Annotated in this window: 11 protein-coding genes; 4 read left to right on the forward strand and 7 right to left on the reverse strand. The window is 72.4% G+C overall.

The genetic code is table 11. The annotated features are described in order from the left end of the window. The first annotated feature begins 468 nt into the window (after positions 1-468). Entirely contained in the window at positions 469-1,008 is a 540-nt protein-coding gene (locus tag LCD31_RS16610) for an Rv3235 family protein (protein WP_224959255.1), read from the forward strand. Positions 1,009-1,122: 114 nt separating this feature from the next. On the opposite strand, the gene secA is transcribed toward LCD31_RS16610, so the two are convergent. The 7 genes from secA to LCD31_RS16645 form a co-directional block, all read right to left on the reverse strand. Next, positions 1,123-4,032, reverse strand: a complete 2,910-nt coding sequence (secA, locus tag LCD31_RS16615; protein ID WP_224959256.1) for a preprotein translocase subunit SecA — start codon at positions 4,030-4,032, stop codon at positions 1,123-1,125. 215 nt (positions 4,033-4,247) lie between these two features. Next, on the reverse strand, positions 4,248-4,952 hold the full coding sequence (gene hpf, locus LCD31_RS16620; protein ID WP_224959257.1) for a ribosome hibernation-promoting factor, HPF/YfiA family: 705 nt from the start codon (positions 4,950-4,952) through the stop codon (positions 4,248-4,250). 456 nt (positions 4,953-5,408) lie between these two features. Beyond that, complete coding sequence (locus tag LCD31_RS16625; protein ID WP_224959258.1) at positions 5,409-6,206, reverse strand: ComF family protein; 798 nt, start codon at positions 6,204-6,206, stop codon at positions 5,409-5,411. A gap of 236 nt (positions 6,207-6,442) precedes the next feature. Next, on the reverse strand, positions 6,443-8,158 hold the full coding sequence (locus LCD31_RS16630; RefSeq protein ID WP_224959259.1) for an LpqB family beta-propeller domain-containing protein: 1,716 nt from the start codon (positions 8,156-8,158) through the stop codon (positions 6,443-6,445). Beyond that, positions 8,155-9,993 carry an MtrAB system histidine kinase MtrB gene (gene mtrB / locus LCD31_RS16635; protein ID WP_255615415.1) on the reverse strand — a complete coding sequence of 613 codons (1,839 nt, stop codon included), beginning with the start codon at positions 9,991-9,993 and terminating at the stop codon, positions 8,155-8,157. Before mtrB ends, LCD31_RS16630 begins: the two co-directional genes overlap by 4 nt. A gap of 16 nt (positions 9,994-10,009) precedes the next feature. Further along, positions 10,010-10,687, reverse strand: coding sequence for an MtrAB system response regulator MtrA (gene mtrA, locus LCD31_RS16640; protein WP_224959260.1), 678 nt, complete (start codon positions 10,685-10,687; stop codon positions 10,010-10,012). 152 nt (positions 10,688-10,839) lie between these two features. Beyond that, entirely contained in the window at positions 10,840-11,478 is a 639-nt protein-coding gene (locus LCD31_RS16645) for a dTMP kinase (RefSeq protein ID WP_224959261.1), read from the reverse strand. Positions 11,479-11,577: 99 nt separating this feature from the next. On the opposite strand from LCD31_RS16645, the gene LCD31_RS16650 reads away from it, so the two are divergent. From LCD31_RS16650 to LCD31_RS16660, 3 genes are all read left to right on the forward strand, one after another. Beyond that, positions 11,578-12,240, forward strand: a complete 663-nt coding sequence (locus LCD31_RS16650; protein ID WP_224959262.1) for a Crp/Fnr family transcriptional regulator — start codon at positions 11,578-11,580, stop codon at positions 12,238-12,240. 121 nt (positions 12,241-12,361) lie between these two features. After that, a complete protein-coding gene (locus LCD31_RS16655) occupies positions 12,362-13,174 on the forward strand; it encodes a hypothetical protein (protein ID WP_224959263.1) in 813 nt (270 codons plus the stop codon). 305 nt (positions 13,175-13,479) lie between these two features. Further along, on the forward strand, positions 13,480-16,143 hold the full coding sequence (locus LCD31_RS16660) for a hypothetical protein (protein ID WP_224959265.1): 2,664 nt from the start codon (positions 13,480-13,482) through the stop codon (positions 16,141-16,143). The last annotated feature ends 95 nt before the right edge of the window (positions 16,144-16,238 follow it).

The raw sequence follows: 16,238 nt of genomic DNA on the forward strand, positions 1-16,238 counted from the left end.
GGAGTCAGTTCATTCCGTCTTTCGTTCTTGCGATGTTCCAAACTCTAGCAGGCCCGATTTCCGGCCGTTTCAGGGGGGGGGTCAGTTCCGCGTTCCCGCATCCCGCCACACCCACAGGCGAAACATCCGCCACCGGCCTGCCGTTTAGAGTTGATCCATCAGGTCACTCACTCTACCAGTCACCTGGAAGCCCGTTTCGCGACCCCGCCGCACCCGGCCCGATTCGTTTTCGGCCCGTTCCGTGCTGGCAGAAAGAAATCTACAGGACGCCCACAGGGCCCTGAACACCACCCCCCTCTTAAGGGGAAATCGCAGGTCACGGCGGATGAACGCCGGGTTGCGCCGGCTCGGGCCTCGGCTCACACCTTCGGGGCGATCTCGCCGGGAGACGACCGCGATCCGGGGTCTCGGCCCTCTACCCCACGAGACCGGCCGACTCCGGTCGCCGCGAACCGCCCTGGAGGTGCCATGCCCGCCCCCGCCACACCGCTGCCGCCCACTGCTCGCTCCACCGGGAACCCGGTCCGCCGAGAACCGGTGCACGCGGTTCCCGGTCACCCGGTCCACGCTTCCGCGGTCATCCCGGCTCCGGTCCGCCCGGCCCGAGAACGCACGGTCCCGGAACGCACGGCCCCGGAACGAGCGCCGGCCGTTCCACGGCGCACCCTGTTCGCCAACCCGGCCGGTGCACCGGCCGACCGCAGCTCCGGCGCGCTCGCGGCCAGGCTCGGCGAACCGGTGGTGGACGTGCTGCTCGGTCGTCGGCCGCTCAGCCAGATCAAGTCCCGGATCTCCCCCGCCGTGCACGCCCTGCTCAAATCGAACGCGCTGCGGCAGGTCCTGCACGAGCCGCGGGCCCGGCTGCACTCCCTGCACGCGCGTCCGGTGGGCGCGGACCTGGTCGAGGGCTGCGCGGTCATCTCCTCTCCGAAGCGGACCCGCGCGGTCGTGCTGCGCTGGGAGCGGGGTGAGGCGGGATGGCTGTGCACCTTCCTGGCCGCCGTCTGAAAGCCGGGCCCCGACACGACGGGGGCCCCCCCCCCGCCGGGGGGGGGGGGGGGCGCCGGGGGGGGGGGGGGGGGGGGGGGGCGGCGCCCCCGCGGTGGTGCTTCGGGCGGAAGGTCAGTTCCGCTTGTTCTTCTTGGCCTCTTCCCGGGCCGCGGCACGGCGCTCGCGCCGGGTACCGCCGTTGGCGTCCTCACCGGTGCCGCGCTCGGTGTTGGTGCGCACCTCGCCCGACTCGCTGGGGCCGGAGTAGTTCAGCCGGGGACGCTGCGGCGGAGTGCCGAAGCCCTGCCCGCCGAACGCGTTCTGCGTGCCGTCGCCGCCGACCGTGCCACCGCCGAGCTGGCTCATCGCCGGTCCGGCCGCCCTGGCGCGCTTGGACCGCGGCTGCGCGGCCTCGCCGGTCGGCTGCGCAGCGGCGGCGCCCCGCGGTTCGCGCGCGACGGCCGGCTGCACGTCGGTCGGGAAGTCGGACCCGTCGGAACGGCTCACCGACACCGGCACCGACGGCTGCTCCGGAGCGGGCTCCGGCTCGGCCGCCTCCACCTGCACGTTGAACAAGAAGCTGATCGACTCCTCCTTCAACGCCTCCAGCATCGCGTGGAACATGTCGAAGCCTTCCCGCCGGTACTCCACCAGCGGGTCGCGCTGCGCCATGGCACGCAGTCCGATGCCTTCCTTCAGGTAGTCCATCTCGTAGAGGTGCTCGCGCCACTTGCGGTCCAGCACGCTCAGCACCACCCGGCGCTCCAGCTCACGCATGGCGCCCGTGCCGACCTTGCCGTCGACCTCGGCCTCGCGGCGGTCGTAGGCGTCCCAGGCGTCGTTGAGGACGGCTTCCTGGAGCAGCTCCTTGCTGACGTCCTCCTCGGACTCGACCAGCTCTTCCCAGTCCAGCTGGACCGGGTACAGCGCCTTCAGCGCCGTCCAGAGCTTGTCGAAGTCCCAGTCCTCGGCGTAGCCCTCGGCGGTGGCGCCGCCGACGTAGGCCGCGGTCACGTCCTTGATCATGTGGCGGACCTGCTCGCGCAGGTCCTCGCCCTCCAGGACCCGGCGGCGCTCGGCGTAGATCACCGTGCGCTGCTGGTTCATGACCTCGTCGTACTTGAGGACGTTCTTGCGGATCTCCATGTTCTGCTGCTCGACCTGGGTCTGAGCGCTGCGGATGGCCTTGGTGACCATGCCGTTCTCGATCGGCACGTCGTCCGGCACCTTCAGCCGGGTCATCACCGTCTCGACCATGGCCGCGTTGAACCGGCGCATCAGCTCGTCACCGAGCGACAGGTAGAAGCGGGACTCACCGGGGTCGCCCTGGCGGCCGGAACGACCGCGCAGCTGGTTGTCGATGCGGCGCGACTCGTGCCGCTCGGTGCCCAGCACGTACAGGCCGCCCGCGGCGCGGACCTCTTCGGCCTCCGCCTTCACCTGGGCCTTGACCTTCTCGACGACGCCCGGCCACTCCGCCTCGTACTGCTCGCGGTGCTGCACCGGGTCGAGGCCGTGGCGCCGCAGCTCGGCGTCGGCGATGTGGTCGACGTTGCCGCCGAGCACGATGTCGGTACCGCGGCCAGCCATGTTGGTGGCGACCGTGACCGCGCCCTTGCGCCCCGCCTCGGCGACGATGCCCGCCTCCGACTCGTGGTGCTTGGCGTTGAGCACGCTGTGCGGCACGCCCTTCTTCGTCAGCAGCTTCGCCAGGTGCTCGGAGCGCTCGACGCTGGTGGTGCCGACCAGCACCGGCTGCCCGGTGCGGTGCTTCTCCTCGATGTCCTCGGCGACGGCCTCGAACTTGGCGGCCTCGCTCTTGTAGACCAGGTCGGGCTGGTCCTTGCGGGCCATCGGCTCGTTCGTCGGGATGCTGACGACGCCGAGCTTGTAGGTGCCCTGGAACTCCGCGGCCTCCGTCTGGGCCGTACCGGTCATGCCGGCCAGCTTCTCGTAGAGGCGGAAGTAGTTCTGCAGCGTGATCGTGGCCAGCGTCTGGTTCTCGGCCTTGATCTCGACGCCTTCCTTGGCCTCGATCGCCTGGTGCATGCCCTCGTTGTAGCGGCGACCGTGCAGGATTCGGCCGGTGAACTCGTCGACGATGGTGACTTCGCCGTCGCGGACGATGTAGTCCTTGTCGCGCTTGTAGAGCTCCTTGGCCTTGAGCGCGTTGTTCAGGTAGCCGACCAGCGGGGTGTTCGCGGCCTCGTAGAGGTTCTCGATCCCGAGCTGGTCCTCGATGATCGTGACGCCGTCCTCGGTGACGCCGACGGTGCGCTTGCGCTCGTCGACCTCGTAGTGGACGTCCTTGTGCAGCATCGGCGCGAGCCGCGCGAACTCCTGGTACCAGCGCGAGGACTGGTCGGCGGGGCCGGAGATGATCAGCGGCGTGCGGGCCTCGTCGATGAGGATCGAGTCGACCTCGTCGACGATGGAGAAGAAGTGCCCGCGCTGCACGCAGTCGGACAGGCTCCACGCCATGTTGTCGCGCAGGTAGTCGAAGCCGAACTCGTTGTTCGTGCCGTAGGTGATGTCCGCTTCGTAGGCGGCACGGCGCTGCTCCGGGGTCATGTCGGCGGTGATCGCACCGACGTCGAGCCCCAGGAAGCGGTGCACGCGGCCCATCCAGTCGGAGTCGCGCTTGGCCAGGTAGTCGTTGACCGTGACGACGTGGACGCCCTTGCCCGCGATGGCGTTCAGGTAGGCGGGCAGGACGCAGGTCAGGGTCTTGCCCTCACCGGTGCGCATCTCGGCGATCTGGCCGAGGTGCAGGGCCGCGCCACCCATGAGCTGGACGTCGTAGTGCCGCTGGCCGAGAGTGCGGTGCGCACCTTCGCGTGCCACCGTGAACGCCTCGGGAAGCAGTTCGTCCAGGGTCTCGCCGTCGTTGTAGCGGCGCTTGAACTCGTCGGTCTTGGCCCGCAGTTCTGCGTCGGAGAGCGCGAGCACTTCGTCTTCGAGCTCGTTGATGTGCTTCGCGATGGCGCGGAGGCGCTTGAGCGTCTTGCCCTCGCCGGCGCGGAGCAGTCGGGACAGGACCATCCGGTCGACCTCACTAGCTGATCGTGATGCGCCCGTCAAGGACGCCTTGTGGTCATCGTATTAGAGCCGGGTCACCCGGTGGGCGATTCCCGAGGAGCGATCGGTCGGTACCGGGCCCCGGACGGCGACCGTCCCCCGCGCACACGGTACGCGGGGGACGGTCGGCGGGGTCGGGCGCTGGCGCAGACTCGCCGGACGCCCGGTCGATCATCGGGTCAGCCTGCCAGCCGGATCACCCCGTAGTCGAATCCTCGGCGCCGGTACACCACGCTCGCGCAGCCGGTGTCGGCGTCGGAGAACAGGTAGAAGTCGTGGCCGACCAGTTCCATCTCGTAGAGGGCTTGGTCGACGGTCATGGGTGTGGCGGTGTGCTCCTTCTCCCGGACGATCCGGCCCGGTTCGTAGCCGTCGTCGGAGCTGCCGCGCGGCTGGGGGACACCGCGGCCGGTCCCGGTCGCGCCGGTGCCTGCGGGGAGGTCGATGTCGACGTCGGCTTCCACTGCTTCCTCCGCGGGGGCTTCGAGCAATCCGACGGCGCTGGAACCCGCCGCCGCGACGGTCTGGGAGGTGTTCGCCGAGGTGGCCTCGGCGACGGAGGTGGACTTGTGCCGGCCGTAGTGGACCTTTCTGCGGTCGTGCATGCGGCGGAGCCGGTTCTCCAGCTTGCTCGTCGCCGAGTCGAGCGCGGCGTAGAAGTCACCTGCGCACGCTTCGGCCCGCACTGCGGGGCCGCGGCTCTTCAAGGTGATCTCGACGCGCTGGCAGCTCTTCGCCTGTCGCGGGTTGCGTTCGTGGAACAGCTCCACGTCCGCCCGAATGGTCTTCCTGTCGTAGCGCTCCAGCCGGGTCAGCTTCTCAGCGATGTGCTCCCGGTAGTGCTCGGGAACCTCAACGTTGCGACCCTTGACGACGATGTCCATTCACGACCTCCGTTCCTCGCGTACATCCCGTGGACGTGTCCGCACGGAGGCGCCGGTGCAGCGGTGTTCTCAGCTCGCTTCCGGCGCCAGGGACATGGGGTTCTCACTCCTTCCCGAAAGCCCGGGTACGACTGAATGCAGGCACGTTAGCTAACTTCGCCAACGGGAAACAGCCCCCGAGACGGGCGACGTCAAGCCGCCACCGAGCGTGATGTGCGGGGCTGAGCGGGCGACGCGCGAGGCTCGCGCAACGCGTTCCGTCGGCGTGTCCCATCCCACTCGTCTCACTCGTTCGGGGGAAGCTAGATCGACTTGCGGCTACGTGCCGCAACGGGCGCGATGCCCGGTCCCCGCCGGGCGCGGCGCCCGGCGCCGGATCCTGTCGACTGCTCATACCCACTGAACGAACGAAGGGCCGGGCGGAGTTCCACCCGGATGCCGGTCCGCACGAACGGGTCAACCGCCGGTCGCGGTCAGCACCAGGACGGCGGTGACCGGCACGCCGTGGACCGCCAGCGCACCCACCGAGCTCGCGACCGTGGCGCCGGTGGTGAGCACGTCGTCGACCAGCAGCACCGGTTCTCCCGGCGGGGGCGCGCGGTCCGGCAGCACCGCCGAGCGGCCCGCCAGATCGTGCAGCCGCTGCTGCGCGGTGCGGCCCGCCGAGTCACGGGCGCCCGGTCCGGTGGTCAGGCAGTCGGCGACGGTCGCGTCCGTGCCGCGGTCGGCGAGCGCGGCGGCGGCCCGGCGCGCCACCCGGCTCATGTGCGCGCCGCCCCGGCGGCGCGAGGTGATCGGGCGCGACGGGGCGGGCACCAGGTTCCAGCGCGGGGCCTCGACCGCTCGGTCCGGACCGGACGGCCCGGCGGACGCATGCGCCGCCCGGGCGGCGGGCACGAGCTCCGGTGCCCACCCGGTGATTCCGCCGAGCCCGTCGGCGAGCGCGCGACCGAAGGGTTCGGCCAGGTCGCGGCGGCCGGCGACCTTGTAGGCGATGATGGCGCGCCGCGCGGCGCCGCGGTACCGGCCGAGCGCGAACACCGGCGGCATCGGGGCACGAGCGCCGGGCGGCGCGGGCAGCTCGCGGACCACCTTGCGCAGCCCGCCGAGTTCCCGCCCGCAGCCGGTGCACCACCCGGTGCCGGGCCGCGCGCACCCCGCGCACCGCAGCGGCAGCACCAGGTCCACCAGTCCGCCGATCGCGACCGCGACGGCCCCGCCCGCTCTCCCCCACTGCTCACCCGATCCACGCACGCCCCGATCCTGCGCGATCTCCCCATCCGACACACCGGAGCGAGTCGGCGGCACCGCCGAACCGGGGCGGTCGATCCCACAGCCGGCCACCGGAGCAGCAGGACCCCCGCGGGTCCAGCGGTGTCCTCGCGGGGACGGCGTCGCCTCCTGCGGCGCAGCCACCGGTGACGACCGTTCCCGCGGCGGGGAACCCGCCGAGGCTCCGCCACCCGCCCGTCGACGCGGCAGGGCCAAGATCAGCCGGGGAAGAACGGGATCGAGTTCCCGCCGATCTGGCCGGGCAGCACGCTCCACACCGCCTTCGGCTCCCCCGCCTCCCACAGCCAGCTCTGGTCGGCGACGACGACCCGCTTGCCGGGCCCGACGGTGACGGCGTTGATCGGCTGGGTGAGGTTCGCGGAGGCGTACCCGGTCCACTTGAACCCGTCGACGGACACCTCCATGACCGGGGAGGACCCGTCGGTGGTGGCGACGAGCGACCGGTCGGTGAGCCAGTCGACGTGGGTGACGTCGAAGCCGCGGTCGGCGCCGAGCACCACGGGGTGCCGCAGCGCGACGCGGCCGTCCTCGTCGACGACCCCGGCGACGACGATGGTCCCGTCGACGACGCCGACGGCCCGGGTCCCGTCGTGCGAGAGCCGCAGTTCCTTGATCTCCCGTCCGCCTGCGAACTCGGCGACGTCGACCGGCCGGACGGTCCAGCTGCCGTTCTCCTCGATCGCGCGGAACACCCCGCGCCCGTTGACCACGGTCCACACCTCGTTTTCGTCGCGCCAGGTGGGGCGGGACATGAAGCTGCCGGTGAGCGGGACCGCGGGCAGGTCGGCGGAGCCGTACGCGCCGATCCGCAGGTCGACCTGGCCGGACGGGTTGCGGGTGGCCGCCGCGAGCCGGGTGCCGTCGATGGATTGCGCGCCTTGCAGTACTTCCAGCGCGCCGGACCCCGCGGGGCCGGGCACGGGCCGGGTGTCCTCGTCGAGCGCGTGCAGCCGTTCACCGATCACGACGAGGCCGGGCGTGCCGGGGCGCAACGCGTTGTCGCTCTCGTAGGAGGCGACGTCGGCGGGTTGCAGGTCCCGCTCGCCGGGCAGCAGCTCGACCCCGTCCTCCTGGAGCCGGACGCGCGCCTTGCTGACGCTCTGCAGCGACAGCACCACCTGGGCGGCGATCATCCGGCGGGCTTCGAGGTCGGGTTCGCCGAGTTCGCCGAGGTTGACCACGAGCGCACCGTCGTCGGCTTCGGTGGCGTTGGTCTTGAGGCTCGCGTTCGGCGGCAGCTTGCTGCCCATCGCCTTCTCGAAGCCCTCGGACGGGCCGCCGATGAGCAGCTCGACGACGCGCCGCGGCAGCGTGCTGTCGGGTTGCGATCCGATCCACCGCAGGTCGGGGACGACGCCGGCGCCGTCGTGGTCGGCGAAGTAGATCGGCACCGGCATGAAGTCGTTCTCGAACGAGGTGCGGCTGATGACCATGTCGGACGGCGGCACGGCGATCAGCCACCGGCCGTCCCGGCCCCGCTGCACGGGGACGCGCACTTCGTACGGCCCGGTCTCGGGCACGAAGGAGGAATCGGCGCGCAGCCGCCCGACCCGGTCCGCTTGCAGGCTGACGAGGCGTTCCCCGTCGGGCTGGCCCGGGGCGGGGGGCACCGGAATGGTGTCGATGTTGTCGACGATGAGCACCGAGCTCGCCGGTTCCCAGCGCCGCTCGGCTTCGGGGATGAGGTGGGTGCGGGCGAACGCGTAGCCGGTCTCCCGGGTGGAGCCGGAGTCGACGAAGCTGCGCACGATGTCGACGGGATCGGTGGCGCGCGGCGGTTCCGGCGTGGTGGTGCGGGAGACGCCGTGGTCGGTCAGCGGCACGGCCATCGGGTCGGAGCGTTCCGGGATGGAGGCGCAGGCGGCGAGCGGGAGCACCGCCACGGCGAGCGCGACGAGCCGGCGGCTGATCATCTCGGGTCCTCCCCACCTCGTTCGGCGACCTGTTCCCCGGCCCGGTCGGAACGTCCCGGTTCGAGCCGTGCCCGGGCCGGCCGGGCGTGCGGCGGGGGCTCGGCCGGGGCCGGTTCGGACAACCGTGCCGGGCCGGTGTCGCGGACGGCAGGTTCGCCGTCGGGTTCGCCGTCGGCGTGCGCGTCGACGGTGCGGGCGAGCAGCGCGCCGGGTGCGGCGATGCGTCGTCCCGACGGCAGGGCCAGCGGGCTTTCGCCGAACTCGCGGCCGGGTTCGCGCGGCAGGGTGAGCCGGAAGCAGGATCCGGAGCCCGGCTCGCCCCACGCGTCGAGCACGCCGCCGTGCAGCCGGGCGTCCTCGGAGCTGATGGACAGGCCGAGCCCGGTGCCGCCGGTGCGCCGGTTGCGGGACGGGTCGGCGCGCCAGAACCGGGTGAACACGAGTTCCGCTTCGCCGGGCCGCAGGCCGACGCCGTAGTCGCGGATGCTGACGGCGACGGCGTCCTGGCCGGCGCCGAAGCGCACTTCGACGGGTCCGCCTTCGGCGTGGTCGATGGCGTTGGCGATGAGGTTGCGCACGATCCGCTCGACGCGGCGCGCGTCCGCGACGAGGTCGAGGTCGACGGCGGGCACTTCGACGCGCAGCGGGACGCCGCTGGTCTCGGCGATGCCGCGCACCGAGTCGACGGCGCGCTGCACGATGGCGGGCAGGTCGAGCGGTTCCGCGGAGAGTTCGGCGACGCCCGCGTCGAGCCGGGAGATCTCCAGCAGGTCGGCGAGCAGCGATTCGAACCGGTCGAGCTCGTCGACGAGGAGTTCGGTGGAGCGGGCCAGCCCGGGCGGGAACTGCTCGCGGGAGGCGTGCAGCACGTCGGCGGCCATCCGGACGGTGGTCAGCGGGGTGCGCAGTTCGTGCGAGACGTCGGAGGTGAAGCGGCGCTGCAGCTGGCCGAACTCCTCCAGCTGCTTGATCTGCTGCTTGAGGCTGTCGGCCATCTCGTTGAAGGATTCGGCCAGCCGGGCCACGTCGTCCTCGCCGATCACCCGCATCCGCTGGTCGAGGTCGCCGTCGGCGAGCCGCGCGGCGTTCTCCGCGGCCTGCCGCACGGGGCGCACCACTTGGCGGGTGACGAGGTTGGTGATGGCGCCGAGCAGCACCACGAGCACGAGACCGCCGACGAGCAGCGTGCTCTGCACGACGTTGAGGGTGTCCTTCTCGGACGTCAGCGGGAACAACAGGTAGGCCTGCAAGGACCGGGTCGAGCTGTCCACGGGGGTGCCGACGACGAGCATCGTGACCGGCTCGGGTCCGCGCTGCACGGTGGTGATCTGCTTGGCGAGCTCGCCCTGCTCGACGAACCGGCGCAGTTCCTCGGGCACGTCGTCGATGGGACCGGCGGAGGGCTGCGCCTCGGATTCGGCGTCGGAGCCGTCGACGAGCACCGGGTCGAAGGCGCCCGCGGAGGCTTCGGTGCTGGGACGTCCCGAGTTGGGCGTGGTGAGCCGGTTGAGCGCTTGTTCGAGCTGCTGGGAGACGTCGTCGGAGTTCGGGTCGACCGCGGTCAGCTCGCGTTCCAGCACGGGCAGGCTGTAGCGGACCTGCGAGATCGCGGCGTCTTCCTTCGCGGTCATCAGCTGGTAGGTGATCTGCGTCTGCAGCACCATCCCGAGCACGCAGATGACCACGGACGACAGCGCGAGCGTGCTGACGACGACGCGCAGCTGCATGGACCGCCGCCACACGCGTTCGAAGCGCTGCCAGCGCTCGCGGACCTCGACGCGGGCGCGCGCCCCCCACCGGTGCAGCACGCCGCCCCGGCTCGCCCATCCGCTCAACGCGCCGGTCTCCGGATCACGGGGGGCCGGCCTTGTACCCGACGCCGCGGACCGTCAGCACCACCTCGGGCCGTTCCGGGTCGCGCTCGACCTTGGACCGCAGCCGTTGCACGTGGACGTTGACCAGGCGGGTGTCGGCGGCGTGCCGGTAGCCCCAGACCTGTTCGAGCAGCACTTCGCGGGTGAACACCTGGCGCGGTTTGCGGGCCAGCGCCACGAGCAGGTCGAACTCCAGGGGCGTGAGCGCGATGGGCACGCCGTCGCGGGTGACCTCGTGGCCGGGGACGTCGATGCTGAGGTCGCCGATGGCGAGGACCTCGGCGGGTTCGGCGTCGGTGCGGCGCAGCCGGGCGCGCAGCCGCGCGACGAGCTCCTTCGGCTTGAAGGGCTTGACGACGTAGTCGTCGGCGCCGGATTCGAGCCCGAGCACCACGTCCACGGTGTCGCTCTTCGCGGTGAGCATGACGATGGGCACCACGGATTCGGTGCGGATCGCCTTGCACACGTCGATGCCGTTCATGCCGGGCAGCATGAGGTCGAGCAGCACCAGGTCGGGTTTCAGTTCGCGCAGCGCGGGCATCGCCTTGGTGCCGTCGCTGACCACGGCTGTCTCGAACCCCTCGCCCCGCAGGACGATGGTCAGCATTTCGGCCAGGGCCGGATCGTCGTCCACCACGAGCACGCGCGCCTTCATGCCCCACATGGTTGCACTTCTCACTCCCGGGGCGTGCAGCACCCGCCGATCGTCACCGCAGGTCGTCGCGCCTGCACCGAACGCGGAGCGCGGTGTACCGCCGAACGGGGGAGTCGGCCGCGGGCGACGGCACCGCGGAGCTCGGTGGCCGGTCAGCCGAGGACGCGAGCGGCCAGCGCCTCGTGGTCGGGCCGCGCGGAGCCGTCGACGACCAGCCACGGCGACCACCAGCCGGTCTCGGCGAGCCGCGCGTAGAGCTCGGCGCAGCGCCGCTGCAGCGAGGAGTCGGACTCGAACCGGTCGCGGCGGCGGGTCTCGGTGCGTTCGCGGTGCTCGGCGCGCCCGGCGGCGACGTCGGCGGGCACCTGCAGCAGCAGTTGCAGGTCGGGGCGCGGCAACCCGAAGCGCTCCACCTCCAGCTCCCGCACCCAGCGCACGAAGTCGCCGTCCACGTCCTGGCCCAGCCGGGCGGCGCCGTAGGCGGCGTTGGAGGCGACGTAGCGGTCCAGCAGCACCACGTCGTGCGCGGCGAGGTCGGCGCGCAGGTCGTCGGCGGCGCCGCGCCGGTCCAGCGCGTACAGCACGGCCATCCCGTGCACGGAGGCGCCGAGGTCGCCGTGCTCGCCGTGCAGCGCTTCGGCGACGAGTTCGGCGTGCACGTCGGCGGTGTAGCGGGGGAAGGCGGCGTGCGCGACGCTGCGGCCGCGTTCCCGCAGCCGGGCGGTGAGCCCGTCGACGAGCGTGCGCTTGCCCGCCCCGTCCAGTCCTTCGATCACGATCAGCCGCCCCACGGCGGGGACGATACGCAGCCGAGGGCCGCGGACCGCCATTAGGGTTGACCTGGCGCGAAAATCGTCCACCTCGGATCCGGTGCTCCAGAATCGATCACCGTGGCGCTCGACGAGGACTACCGCAGCTTCCGCGACCACCTGTCCGCCGCGGACTGGGCCGAGCTGCTGCGCATCGGCGGGCCGTTCCGCTGCGCGCCGGGTGCGGCGCTGCTCAACGAGGGCGAGGGCGGCGATCACGTGTTCGTGCTGACCTCGGGGCTGTGCAAGGTGGTCGGCGCGCGGGCGGACCACGGCCGGTCGCTGCTGGCGCTGCGCGCCGCGGGCGACACCATCGGAGAGCAGGCCGCCATCGACGAGCGACCGCGGTCGGCGAGCGCGTTCGCGGTGGTGGAGTGCCGCGGGCAGCGGCTGCGCGGTCCCGAGTTCACCGCGTTCGTCCGCCGCCGCGGGCTGGGCACCCAGCTGACCGGCTACTTGAGCATGAAGCTGCGGTCGAACGGCAGCATGATCTCGGAGCTGTCCCGCTCGTCGGCCCGGTCGAAGGTGGCGTGGCTGCTGTGCCGGTTGACGGCCAGCGCCGGGCAGGACGACTTCGTGCCGCTGCCGCAACGCGATCTGGCGGACCTGCTGGGACTGGCGCGGAGTTCGGTGGCGGCGAGCCTCGCCGACTTCCGCGCGCTGGGCCTGCTGCGGACCGAGCAGGGCGGGGTGCACGTGCTCGATCCGGCGGCGTTGCTGGACGAGATCCACCGATCCCGATAGATGTGATCGCGACCACTCACCGCGGTGTCCGAAATCGGACTCCGGTTCGCGCGCCCCCGCCCGATGCTGGTCCCAGGCGAGCACCGGCCCGCGGGTGCTCCCGCTCCAGGAAGGACGAGACATGCCACCCAGTCCGAACGCCCGGCGCAGCAGCCAGCTCCCGCCGTACCGCGCGGTGTTCGCCGTGGACACCAAGGACTTCAGCCTCAGCCCGAGCGCGCACCAGGAGCGGCTCAGCCGGGACGTCCCGCAGCTGCTGGAGCGGGCACTGGAGCAGTGCGGGCTCTCCCGGCTGTGGCAGACGAAGGTGTTCGCCAGTTCCACCGGCGACGGCTACTACTTCGGCGTCGACGCGATGGACACCCCGTTCCTGGTGGACCCGTTCCTGGACGAGCTGAACGAGGTGCTCGACGAGCACGACGAGGTCGTCCGCGCCCGGGACCGCGCGCTCAAGCTGCGGTTGCGCGCCAGCGTCCACCTCGGGCCGGTGCCGGAGAGCGGGCTGTCCACCTCGATGAACGAGACCCACCGGCTGCTCGACGCGGAACCGGTGCGCCGCATCCTCACCGCCTCCGACGCGGACGTCACCTACGTGGCCGCGATCCTGTCCCAGCGGGTGTTCACCGACGTCGTCCGCGGCGGCTACGTCAAGAAGCGCGCCTCCCAGTTCGCCGCGAACGCGGTCAAGGTGAAGAACTTCGAGGACCACGCCTACCTCTACACCCCGAAGCACTCGGTGAACCCGGAACTGCTCGACGGCGTCGACGCCGCGCGGGTCGACCGGGAACGGCTGGAGCAGGACCAGCGGCGCGCGGTGGAGCCGGAGCCGCAGCGCGGGGTGGTCGTGCACAACAACTTCTCGGGCACCACCAACGGCTCGGTGCTGCAGATCGGGCAGGCCAGGGACATCAACGGCCTGAGCGGCGGGGCCTGATCGCGGCTGGAGGAATCGCGGAGGGGTCGGTTCCGCCATCCGGCGGCCGCCGTGCACCCGCTGGGGGTGGGTGCACCGCGGCCGCTGCCCCGCGACACGCCTGCACCTCACCCGGACGTGCCCGGTTGCGTGCGCGCGCAAGCCCTTCTCGATCCGCTGACCTGGCATTTCGATCGAGCAACGGCGAACCCGGGACAGGCGCGGGCGAAGGCCGTCACAATCGAGTGGCCGAGGGCTCGCCACGAGTCGATCTGCGGTGGACAATCACGGGCAAGTGATCAACACCCGATGGCCAGGAGGCACAAGTGCAGATACCGGGGCCCGACACCCGCGTGGTCGAGCTGCGGGTGCACGGCATCCTCGGGACCACCGGGGACGCGCTCACCGACTCCGTGGCCTCGGTCGACGTGGCGGGCGACGGGGTGGGGCGCATCGTGCGCCCCGCCGACCGGCTGCGCCGTCCCGTGCCCGGCCCGATGCTCACCGCGGGCGATCGCACCGTGCCCCGGATCGTCGAGGGCTACGTGTGGGGCGGCATGACCTCCGGCGGCTGGGCGAAGGCCAGCTGGGCGCTGATGTTCCCGTTCGCGCTGAGCAACGTGGCGCACTGGATGCTGCCGCCGCCCCGGTCCGGCGACCGCGTCGGTGCCCTGCTGTCCCGCCTGCTGCGGGCGCTGCTGCGGGTGGGCGCGCTGCTGCTGACGATGCTGTTCGTCGCGCAGCTGGCCGTGGTGCTGCTGGACCTGCTCGCCGCGCAGTGCCTGCGCCCCGGTTCGCCGTGCCTGGACGAGGTGCCGGAGTCGTTGCGCCTCGTGCCGGCGGTACGTGCGGTACCGGCGATGCTGCTGCTCGGGCTGGTCGTGCTGCTGATGCACCGGCTCTCCAGCGTGTCGTGGCAGGTCTCCGGTTCGTGGCGGACGTTCGGCGGGCGCACCGAGTCCGCCAAGCACTCGGCGCGGGCCCCGCTGCTGCCGGGCGCGAACGTCGTCGCCGACCCGGACACGCCTGCGCTGCGGGCGCTGCACGTGGTGGGGGCGCTGGCCGTGATCTCGGTGCTCGCGCTGGGCGGGCCGCTGACGCCGAACCCCGATCCGCGCTGGATCCTCGCCGAACTGCTGCTGGTGCTGTCGGTGGGCGGCACGCTGCTGCTGGACGATCCGAGCGGGATGGGTTCCGGCCCGGTGGCCGCGGTGGTGCGCGGGCTGCTCAGCCGCACCGCGCGCCGCGTCGTGGTCGCGACCGCCGCGGTGCTGCTGTTCGCGGTGGCGGTGCTGCCGGGGCCGTTGAACGCGCCGCTGCCGGGTTCCGGGGCGACCGTGGACGCGATCACGGTGGGACTGCTGCTGACCTGCTCGGCGGTGGCGGCGTTGCTGGTTCCGGCGGCGCTGCTGGCCCGGCCCGGCTGGGCTTCGGTGCCGCGGGAGCTGCGCCCGTGGGCGGGCGGCTGGATGGCGGCGCCGGTGCTGATGCTGGCGTGCATGCTGGGCGCCGGTTTCGGCGCGGGTCTCGCGCTGAGCCTCCGGCAGGCGCTGGGCGGTCCGGAGCGGCTGCGGTTGCCGGACGCCTACGACGACGTGGCGCTGTTCTGGGGCAGCGCGGCGGTGCTGCTGCTGGTCGGCGGCCTGGCGCTGGGGTGCTGGATGCTGGTCCGCCGCTGGTTGCCGAGCGGGGTCGAGGACGTGCCCGAGCAGGTGGCGCTGCTGCACGCGGGCAGGCAGCAGGACCAGCGCAACGCGGCGGGTTCGTGGCGGACCGCGGACGTGCAGCGCCGCTACTCGCACCACGTGCTGCTGCTGGTCGCCGCGGTGCTGACCGCGAGCACGCTGCTGGCGGTGGCCCTGCGGGCGTGGGGTTTCCCGCGCACCGAGTGGGCGGACTGGCTGCGGGCGCTGGGCGTGCTGGCGCTGGGTCTGCTCGCGGCGGGGCTGCTGCGGATGGTGCAGCTGGCGGCGAAGGAGCGGACCGCGGGGCGGTACCTGGGAATCCTGTGCGACCTCACCTTGTTCTGGCCGCGCGAGGCGCACCCGGTGGTGCCGCCGTGCTACGCGCTGAAGGTGGTGCCGGAGCTGGCGGCGCGCGCGGCCGAGCACCTCGCCGAGCCGGACACCCGGGTGGTGCTCGTCGGCCACAGCCAGGGCAGCCTGCTGGCGGCGGTGGCGACCGCGCGGCTGCTGGAGACGCTGCCGGAGGCCGACCGGGAACGGGTCGGGCTGGTCACCGCGGGTTCCCAGCTGCAGTGGGCCTATCCGCGGGCGTTCCCGGGGGTGGTGCCGCACGGGTCGCTGCGGGATCTGGCCGGATCGTTGAACGGGCGCTGGCGGTCGCTGTGCCGGGGCACCGATCCGCTGGGCGGCGCGGTGACCACCTGGAACCGGCAGGTCTTCGACGGGATGCTGATCGGCGTCGGGTTGCGGCCGGACGGGACGCAGGGTCCGCTGCCGCCTGCGACGCGGGGGCCGACGGGTGCGCTGGTGCTCGGCGGGGACCACTGGCTGCCGGATCCGCAGCGCGGGCCGTTCTCGTTCCGCCGCTGGGTGCCGGGCGTGCTGGGGCACACGGACTACAGCGGGGACCCGGAGTGGGACCGCGCGGTCGCGATGGCGGCCGGTTTGGAGATCCCGGTGCGGGGTGCCACGTTGCCGCTGCGCACGCCGACCGCGGTGGCGCAGCAGACCGCGGATCCGCTGGGCGCGCTCGCCGAGCCGCGGCGCCCCGAGCCAAAGCGCACCGGGCCGGAGCGCACCGCCGACGGCGCCGACGCCGAGCTCGGCGAGGACGAGTCGGCTTCCGTGTCGGACCTGCTGGGCTGGGAACCGGACGAGGTGGCAGGCACCGGCGAGACCGGGGCTGCCGAGACCTCCGCGGACGAGGAGAAGCCCTCCCGCTCCGCGCTCCCCGAACTCACCGACCCGCGCGGCCGAGCAGCTCCCTGGGAACGAGGCAACGCCCTCCGAGCCGCGGACCGCTGAGCTCTGTCGCTCTACTTCTGCTGCGTAGCACTGGGGTAGCGGAACCTCAGCGGTTCCCTCGCTGCGGGATCGATTTCTCATGTACGTCCATGCAC

Origin of the sequence: Saccharopolyspora sp. 6M (genome assembly GCF_020176775.1) — a bacterium.
GTDB classification, from domain to species: Bacteria; Actinomycetota; Actinomycetes; order Mycobacteriales; family Pseudonocardiaceae; genus Saccharopolyspora_C; species Saccharopolyspora_C gregorii.